The organism is Endozoicomonas sp. ONNA2 (assembly GCF_024606365.1).
In the GTDB taxonomy this organism is placed as follows: domain Bacteria; phylum Pseudomonadota; class Gammaproteobacteria; order Pseudomonadales; family Endozoicomonadaceae; genus Endozoicomonas.
The window spans coordinates 1-8,321 of the sequence record NZ_JAHHPO010001126.1 but is presented as its reverse complement, the minus strand read 5'-3'; the positions used below and the strand labels follow the sequence as shown (position 1 = coordinate 8,321).

Sequence of the window (8,321 nt, the reverse complement as noted above, 5' to 3'; positions counted from 1 at the left end):
GCGGCAAAGGACAAGCGAGAGCGGGAGCAAGTTTATGAAATATCCGGGCTAAGATACTGTCCGTTGTTATACATCCCTAAAGGTCACCTATGGCTTTAATGATTACTGACGATTGTATTAACTGCGACGTCTGCGAACCGGAATGCCCGAATAGCGCTATCTCACCCGGGGAAGAAATTTACGAGATTGACCCTCTGCTGTGCACGGAGTGTGTAGGCCATTTTGATGAGCCGCAGTGCCAGCAGGTTTGTCCGGTAGACTGCATTCCGAAGAATCCGGACTGCGAAGAAACTCAGGATGAGCTGATGGAAAAGTATCAAATTATTACAGCTGCCTGACAATGGGCCGCAAATGCATCGTTACACCCGGGAGGCTGTCCGAGAATAGACTGCCCTGCGCGGCAACTGCTCCTCTCCAGGAGGCTGTTCTCGGACAACCTTCATATTCTGCCTGTCAAGCTACAAGATGGTCCATTGCTTCCTCTGCATCATGGATTGACTGCTCCTTGATGCCATCCCCCATGTTAAGCCCTTCGGCATAAACAAACTCAACATCCCGAATGCCAATAAAGCCAAGAAACTGGCGAACAAGGCCCGTTTGCGTATCAAGATCAGTCCCCTGATACTGACCACCTCGCGCGGCCATAATGTAAGCCTTCTTACCTTCCACAAGACCGACCGGCCCCTGCTCGGTATATTTAAAGGTGATCCCTGCCCTGGCAATAAAGTCGAACCAGGATTTCAGGGTCGAAGGCAAGCTGAAGTTATACATCGGCAAACCGATCACCAATATATCAGCGGTCTTCACTTCCTCAATCAACAGATCAGAAAGCGCTGTCATTTCCGCCTGTCGATCGGTTTTCTGATCTTCAGGGATACCAAAACCCATGACTATTTCACCATCCAGATGAGGGATTTGTTGGTTAGCCAAGTCTCTTACTTGATGCTCAGTGTCAGGGTTTGCTGTCAGAAAACGCTCAACAAACTTTTGTGACAGCCGGGTTGACTGCCCATGTTCACCAAACAGGCTGCTGTTGATTTGGAGTAATTTAGCCATGCTTCCCACCTTTTCAGATCACTATTGTTGTGTACATAGTTTAAATTTATCATCGAAATTAACGAAGGAACAGTGCAAAATACTGCATATATGTATCGAATTTTTGGATATATAGAGACCCGTAAAATGTCAAAGGTAACACTTGATCAGTGGCGTATGCTTCAGGCAGTGGTGGAACATGGCGGCTTTGCCCAGGCTTCGCAGGCGATATTCAAAAGCCAGTCCACCATCAGTTACGCCATCGCTAAACTGCAACGTCAACTGGGTATCGAGCTACTGGAGATTCAGGGCCGAAAAGCGGTATTGACTGAAGCGGGTAAAGTCATGTTGAGAAGAGCCCAGACACTGCTAAAAGAGGCCGATTCATTGGAAAAGGTGGCAGACAGTCTCTCTGCAGGCTGGGAGGGAACGCTTACCCTGGCCGTTGATGTCATCTTCCCAAACTCAATAATAATAAATGCGTTAGAGCAATTCTCTCCCATTTCAAGGCATACCCGTCTGGAACTTGTTGAGTCAGTCCTGTCTGGCACAACCGACATGCTGGTCAGTGGCAAAGCGGATATTGTTATTACCGGCATCGTGCCTCAGGGCTTTCTTGGAGAACCGCTGCTATCGATTAATTTTGCGCCAGTGGCTCACAGGAATCACCCGCTGGCTCAACGCGACCATGTCATCACAGAGGAAGAACTGAAACAATATCGCCAGATTGTTATCCGCGATTCAGGCATAAAAAGAGAGGCTGACGCTGGCTGGCTTGGATCTGAAGAACGGTGGACAGTGAGCCACATCAGCTCTTCAATCAGACTGGTCAAAAGCGGACTGGGGTTTGCATGGCTACCAACCCACCATATTCACCATGAGCTTGAAGAAGGCATGATCAAACAATTAAATACCAAGCTCAGTAATTGTCGGAATGTAGAGCTCTATATGGTATTGACTGACCCTGAATATATTGGCCCTGGGGCACAGAAATTAGCAGCCATCCTCAGGGAGTGCTGCCATCATGCCACTAATCAGAATCAACTCAGACGGATAAGATCAAGAAACTTTCCGTCATCGCCGTAGGAAATTTCAAAACGGCCATAAATTCCCTCTCTGGTAACAAATTTCAGCATGATGTCGTAGGGAATACTCATACTCTGACCGGAGTCAGTACGAACTCTCACGGATTGCTTCTGCCCTTTATAAAACTGAAGAACCTGCTCAGAATTGAGTTTTACGGAAAACACAGCCTTATGCATTGCTTAAACCTTTCTGTTTCTTATTAAGACAAATCGTTAAAAGAAGCCACCTGTCAGTGTAGCAATCTTCTATCACAAACGTTATAGAACAAGGCTAAATTACAGTTGTGATTTTAAGAATTGAATTAACCAAGTTCATCACATAACAGACCTTCAGACCAATTTGCTGCTATCGCATCAGGGAGCCTGATCTCGGTCAGACGCCAAATTCCGTTGGTCCGTGCAGCAAAAGAGACTGACAAAAACAGTGCGAGGATAGCTACGTTTGCTTAAAGCCGGATACCCGGCTTAAATCCAGGACAACCGAAAACCGGGCAGTTATTGCCCGGGAGGCGGCATCAATCCTTCAGGAAAATCCATAGCGTTGGGCATTTGCATCTGTTGCATGACCTGATTAATGGATTCCCGAATGCTATCGATCATTGCCTTGTAGCCGACATCAAAGCCCCGATAGAAAGCCAGCTCTGTGTTCCTGAGATCGCCGGATGGCTGGACAATGGCAGGCTGTTGACCTTCAGGGTTCTCGCCACCAAAAAATGCTTCCATTGAGGTAGGAACTGTTAAGGCGACCCGCCCTCCAGTCATATAACCATCAATAAACTGCCCCCTGACAAAAGGATTGTTATCACTGCCAGAGCCAGAGTTGCGATAAGCATCGGCCGCTTCGCACCAGCGATCTTTATACTCACTCATCAAATCTGCTGAAGCACAGTTGTACTGGACAATGCCCATTGACTCCATAACGGCAATATAGCCGTCACGGTAGCCTGAATCATAGGGCGTTTCAGACGGGCTATCGATATCGTTATCGAGGCTGGACTGACTATCCGCTGCCTGACTGGCCAATGAGTAACCCTCACGAAAACCTTTGAGATAAACCAAAAAATCATCAGAACCGGCCGATTGGCCACGCTGTTCGAACTGATCTTTTGCTTCACACCAGGTCTGCTCAAGCAGACCGGTTTTGTCTGGACTGATACAGGTGTAGGACTCAGCGTCAACACTGGATACGTCCTCATAAACCACCGTCGTGACCTCTGGACACTCCCGGGGTTTATTACAACCCTGCAGACCAATCAATAGTGCAACCACTGGCAATACGGCCGCCAGAAAATATTTTGGCATTTAATTACTCCTTCAAAGCAACTGATGAACTTGTTATTCAATACAGTTTTGACGGGATTGGTTAAATATAGTTCACTTTTTTTTTAGGCTTCTTTGGAAGTGATTGATTTTATTAACGGGAACATCAGGTGCAAAATTCACTCCCCCCTGTTCTGTGCGCATAAATGATCCCAGTCATCTGGCAATGATTGCTCCAGTAATACCAGCCACTTATCCAGTGCGCACTGTTCCCCGGGAGGCTGTCCGAGAATAGACTGCAAAAGGTTGATGATTCAAAGACAGGGCAATTCAGTCGATGGAGCAATTCATTTTGGACAGCTGGACAAATCAAATAGCAGAGCAATTGCAAGGAATTCCAACGAAGATCCAGCTGTTCAAAATGGCTGCGCAGTTCATATTTAGATGGTGGAATTGGTATTACTGCATAAACCCGGGAATATCCTTTGATAACCCGGAGGCCTGACCCACAATCATTTCCTTGATTAACGGTAATCGATTGGTCAGGCTCAGCCCGGTATTCCTGAGCCAGCGAATGGCAGGGTCATCGACCCCGAACAGGTTTTGAAAGCCAGCCATGGCCTTCATAATCAACGAGTTATGGCCGATGCGTCGACGCTGATAGCGATCCAGAACGTGCGCTGCAAAATAGTCATCGCCGCGATTGGCCGCCTTGATCAACTCTTCCCCGAGCACTGCCACATCCAAAAAGCCCAGATTCACCCCCTGCCCCGCCAGAGGATGAATGGTATGAGCCGCATCGCCCACCAGGACCACGCCTTGTCGATGATACTGCCGGGCGTGCCGTTGACGCAGCGGGTAGCGGAACCGTTGATCAACCTGCAAAATGTTACCTGCACGATGTTCAAAAGCTCTCTCCAATTCCCGGCAGAAAGCGTCGTCACTCAAGGCATCTATCCGGTCTGCTTCTGCCGGTAAAAGAGACCAGACAATGGAGCAATAATGCTGCTCCCCCTGACTTTGCAGGGGGAGAAATGCCAATGGGCCGGTATCCAGGAATACCTGTCTCGCACAGTGCTGATGAAACAGCTCTGTCTCCACAGTGGTTACCAGCGCATGATGCTTATAGTCCTTCTGGTTTACCGGAATGCCAGACAATTGCCGTAAACATGACTGGGCACCATCTGCGGCCACCAGCAGGGGAGCCCTCAGCACATCACCATTTTTCAGGACTATTTCACCGCCCTGGCCGCAAAGCTGGTATTCAAGTACTGTCTGTTGCTCAAAACATTCCACGGTTGAACGGGCCAGCTGCTGTAGCAGTGCGTTGCGAATCACGTCATTTTCGACAATATAGCCAAGATTTTTTTGTGGCCACGTTTTTGCGTCAAACTCAACTGCTCCTGTACCCTCACCATCCCAGACGGTCATGTGCGTGTAAGGACAGGCCCGCTGGATACCCTCACGGGCGCCGAGATAGTCAAGCAGTTTTATCGATGCTTCCGTCAAGGCACTGACCCTTGGCTGCCATGGATCATCCATCAACAATAAGCCAGGCTGCAATGTCTGCTGCTCAACCAGTGCCGTGTGCATACCAGAGCGGGCAAGCGCCAAGGCCAGGGAGGTACCCACCATACCTCCCCCAACAATAATGACGTCAATTTTCTGCATGTGTGATCCCTATTTTCCGAATTCAAGAACAGTTCGGGAGACTATCCGGGCATGGGCGGTCTCCCGGCGGTTTGTCAAAACTGACGGAATACTCCACACATAGCAAGCGTAGATCTTCAGGGGTAATTCATGCAAAAAAATCATTTAAACCCATTTAAACAACAAAGGCACCAGCATCTAACAGGAACTTTGCCCAGATGAATGTACGGCTCCGGTCATTTCATAGAATACGGTGTCTGTATCCCACACTCTTTTACGCCCGGAAACCAGTTGATGTACGTTAGGCCGAACTTCGCCTTCAACGTAAAACAGATCGAACGGATCCTGGTCAAAGACCAGTTTTGAATAGCAGGTTATGGTTGGTTGTATTCTGGTGGGTGTCTGCTCAATCATGTTTTCTCTTTCAGCAACGATTTTGAAATCAACCTTGAGGTTCTTGCCGTCGGGCTGGCTACCCTGATGGTTGTCAGGGGCATCCTTATTTTTCAGGTTGGCAACGTGCAAGGTGTACTTTTCCGGATCACTGCTGGCACTGACTGTCCATTGACCTCGCTTATGACAGTTTTTGCAATGTCCACTGGAATCAACAAATTCAACGCTATGGTCCGCATTCAACTTGATCTTGTGAATCGAGTCGTACAGATATGGCTTGGCGTGATAGCTGCCAACAAGCCGCTTCAGGAACTCTTTCGGCATTGGCACCAGAGACGGACAATCTCCTGCCGCAACCTTATTGTCAGAATCATTGCCGGCATCGCCTGCTGGCTGCAAATGGATCGACTTGCCAAAGGCATGTGCTTTATTTGCGCTGTCTGGCGGTACGCTGGATAGCAGGGCTGCAGGTGACCCGGAGGCTGCAGTGGAATCCGGAAGAGTCTTATCTGTTTGACCGGCTGGGGAATTAAGTCTGGCCAATGCTGAGGGGCTGTGAATTATTTTACCGAAAATGCCTGCCATGCTTGATCACCTTGCTGAAGGATAGTGATTTTCCGTACTGACCTGACAGTAAGCCGGATTACCCGCGAGAACCAGGCAATGAACTGGAGTCAATACCAAGCTTTCCTGTCTGACTTTCGGAAAATTGATAATAGACCATACCGGGGAATCGCAATGTTTTTAATCATCATCAAGGTCAGAAAAAATGTGCAAAGTCATCTTTGGATGCCTGATGGGGAATTCTGAAAACCATGTCCGGCTGACCCCGCTGTCGTATAAATGCGATTACCAGATGTGGTTTTTGAAATCGTCAACGAAGCCAGGGCGGCCCCTCCACCCAGACCCGGCAGTTTATGAAATATCCGGGTTAGTGGAGGGAGGATGTCAAAATCCCATGGCCTTTCGGGTAAATGTTGACTTCACCGGATAACAATAATCCAGCGCCACCAATCCCAGGTTCCGAGACAGTACCGATGCAGTGTCAGTCCGTGAGAAAAGGCGCACCAGGCCATCACAAAAACGGCTGGTCAGACTCTGGTCACTCAACTGTTGCTGCCAGTATTCCTGTAACCGACCAAGATCACCTACCGGTATTTTGCGTGCCAATGAGTCCGAAATATTATCTGCCAGAGCCACAGTATCACGGATAGAAAGGTTATAACCCTGACCTGCCACCGGATGTATGGCGTGGGCAGCATTACCCAAAATAACCAGCCCCGGCCTTACCTGCTCTTTGGCGATGCGCATGGTGAGTGGATATCTGTCCCGCTTGCCCACGGCAATAAAACGCCCGGCCCGATAACCAAAACGCTGTTGCAATATTGCCAGAAAATCATCATCTGCCAGGGAATAAAGAGAATCTGCTTCCTCATCCGCTACCGTCCACACCAGCCCCACACACGGTTGATCGCCCATCAAGGGAAGCAGTGCCATGGGACCTTTACCGGCAAAGCGCTCCCAGGCCGTACCGTTATGAGGGCGGTCAAGGGCAATATTGGCAATGATCCCCTGCTGATGATAGTCACGCTGCTGCAGCCCTATTCCCAGCTGATGCATCAATCCTGAACGGCCACCATCTGCCAGAATAACCAGCGAGGCGGAAATCTCTGAGTGCTTGAGCTGAACCTTCATTCCGCCGGGAACAGGACTCAGGCGTTCCACCACATCAGGACTAAACATGCTCACCTGGCCCTGCTTCCGAAAACCCCTTAACCGCTGCAAAAGCACATCACCCAGCAGATGATTCTTGACCACATACCCCAGTGCCGGGACACCTTCAGCACAAGCCTGCAAGCGGGAAACCCCAAAACTGCCCTGATCAGAAACGTGCACAGTGGTAATGGCCCGGGCCTGATCAACGAGATCTGGCCATAGTCCGAGCTGTTGGTAAATACAGCAGGTTCCCAAAGACAGCGCCGAGGCACGGGCATCAAAGCCCGGCGGCGTGTCTCTTGGCTGACTCAGGTCATGGGTTTCTACCATCGCCAGCCTCAACCCCTGCCTGATCACCACGTTTTCCAATGCACAGACCAGACTGGCGCCCACCAGCCCGGCACCAATCACCAACACATCGAAGTCCATCTTGTCTGCAGAACTATTCACGTCTCAGCCACCACCACGATCTCGTTATGCTCAATGCAAGGTTTTGGCAGTGCCCTGATGGCCAGAACTTTCATCATCGTCGGCAAGCTCGGGCAAACCACAAACCTCTGCATAGACGTTCAGCCAGGCCAAACGAACAAATTCACTCACTTCAACATACAGTTTTTCAGATTCCTCGCCCTCTTCTGCGGTTTCTATCAGGCTGATTTCGGCAAAGTCCCTGAGCACTTCTTCCACCATCTCGCTGACCTGCTGACTTTCCAGCCCTTGACCAAAGCCAGAAATAAATGACTGGCACCATATTCCAAGTGATTCTGTCCTGAGCCCCAGAGCGCTTCCTCGTCATCAGGGAGTAACAGTGCTGCCGACAGACTACCAGAGTCAAGCGCATTCTGGGTCTGCACAAATAACCGGCTTAACAGCTGCTTCGCAGGTTCATCAATCGATTTATCGCCCAACTGCTCAGCCAACTGCGCCAACCACTGCTCAACGCCCGGTTGGACACCGGCTGAGAACAGGCCGCATAAATAGCCATGAATCTCTGATGGATGACTCAGCCCTGCCAGATGGCTGGTGAGTTCATCAAACGATATGGGAGCGAGTGCATCGTCGGACTGAGAAGACTGGATCGTCATGATATAGGACCGTCTAAATTACTGAGTAAAATTAACCGGGATTCTAACCCGGATATTTCATAAACGTGCTCCCGATCTCGCTTGTCCTTTGCCGCTC

At 49.6% G+C, this 8,321-nt stretch carries 10 protein-coding genes; 2 read left to right on the top strand and 8 right to left on the bottom strand.

Annotated features, from left to right (window positions below):
- Window positions 1–89 precede the first annotated feature (89 nt).
- Window positions 90–338 carry a YfhL family 4Fe-4S dicluster ferredoxin gene (locus KDK14_RS19985; RefSeq protein WP_257266984.1) on the top strand — a complete coding sequence of 83 codons (249 nt, stop codon included), beginning with the start codon at window positions 90–92 and terminating at the stop codon, window positions 336–338.
- A gap of 115 nt (window positions 339–453) precedes the next feature.
- Here KDK14_RS19985 and KDK14_RS19980 read toward each other — a convergent pair whose 3' ends face one another.
- The gene (locus KDK14_RS19980; protein WP_257266983.1) at window positions 454–1,056 is read right to left on the bottom strand and encodes an FMN-dependent NADH-azoreductase; all 603 of its coding nucleotides are present in this window, start codon (window positions 1,054–1,056) and stop codon (window positions 454–456) included.
- 126 nt (window positions 1,057–1,182) lie between these two features.
- Between KDK14_RS19980 and KDK14_RS19975 the strand changes: the two genes are divergently transcribed.
- Complete coding sequence (locus tag KDK14_RS19975) at window positions 1,183–2,121, top strand: LysR family transcriptional regulator (protein ID WP_257266982.1); 939 nt, start codon at window positions 1,183–1,185, stop codon at window positions 2,119–2,121.
- Here the strand turns inward: KDK14_RS19975 and KDK14_RS19970 are convergent.
- The 7 genes from KDK14_RS19970 to KDK14_RS19940 form a co-directional block, all read right to left on the bottom strand.
- On the bottom strand, window positions 2,076–2,297 hold the full coding sequence (locus tag KDK14_RS19970) for a DUF2835 domain-containing protein (protein ID WP_257266981.1): 222 nt from the start codon (window positions 2,295–2,297) through the stop codon (window positions 2,076–2,078). The two genes, KDK14_RS19975 and KDK14_RS19970, sit on opposite strands and share 46 nt — an antisense overlap.
- A 318-nt stretch (window positions 2,298–2,615) precedes the next feature.
- Window positions 2,616–3,422, bottom strand: a complete 807-nt coding sequence (locus KDK14_RS19965) for a hypothetical protein (RefSeq protein WP_257266980.1) — start codon at window positions 3,420–3,422, stop codon at window positions 2,616–2,618.
- Between the two features lie 417 nt (window positions 3,423–3,839).
- On the bottom strand, window positions 3,840–5,051 hold the full coding sequence (locus KDK14_RS19960; RefSeq protein ID WP_257266979.1) for an FAD-dependent oxidoreductase: 1,212 nt from the start codon (window positions 5,049–5,051) through the stop codon (window positions 3,840–3,842).
- A 177-nt stretch (window positions 5,052–5,228) separates the two neighbouring features.
- A complete protein-coding gene (locus KDK14_RS19955) occupies window positions 5,229–6,008 on the bottom strand; it encodes a hypothetical protein (RefSeq protein WP_257266977.1) in 780 nt (259 codons plus the stop codon).
- 363 nt (window positions 6,009–6,371) lie between these two features.
- Window positions 6,372–7,589, bottom strand: coding sequence for a 2-octaprenyl-6-methoxyphenyl hydroxylase (gene ubiH, locus KDK14_RS19950; RefSeq protein WP_257266976.1), 1,218 nt, complete (start codon window positions 7,587–7,589; stop codon window positions 6,372–6,374).
- Between the two features lie 30 nt (window positions 7,590–7,619).
- Window positions 7,620–7,874 (bottom strand): UPF0149 family protein, encoded by a 255-nt coding sequence (locus KDK14_RS19945; protein ID WP_257266985.1) that lies wholly within the window; start codon window positions 7,872–7,874, stop codon window positions 7,620–7,622.
- Entirely contained in the window at window positions 7,787–8,224 is a 438-nt protein-coding gene (locus tag KDK14_RS19940; protein ID WP_257266975.1) for a YecA family protein, read from the bottom strand. The genes KDK14_RS19945 and KDK14_RS19940 overlap by 88 nt, the downstream gene beginning before the upstream one ends.
- Between the last annotated feature and the right edge of the window lie 97 nt (window positions 8,225–8,321).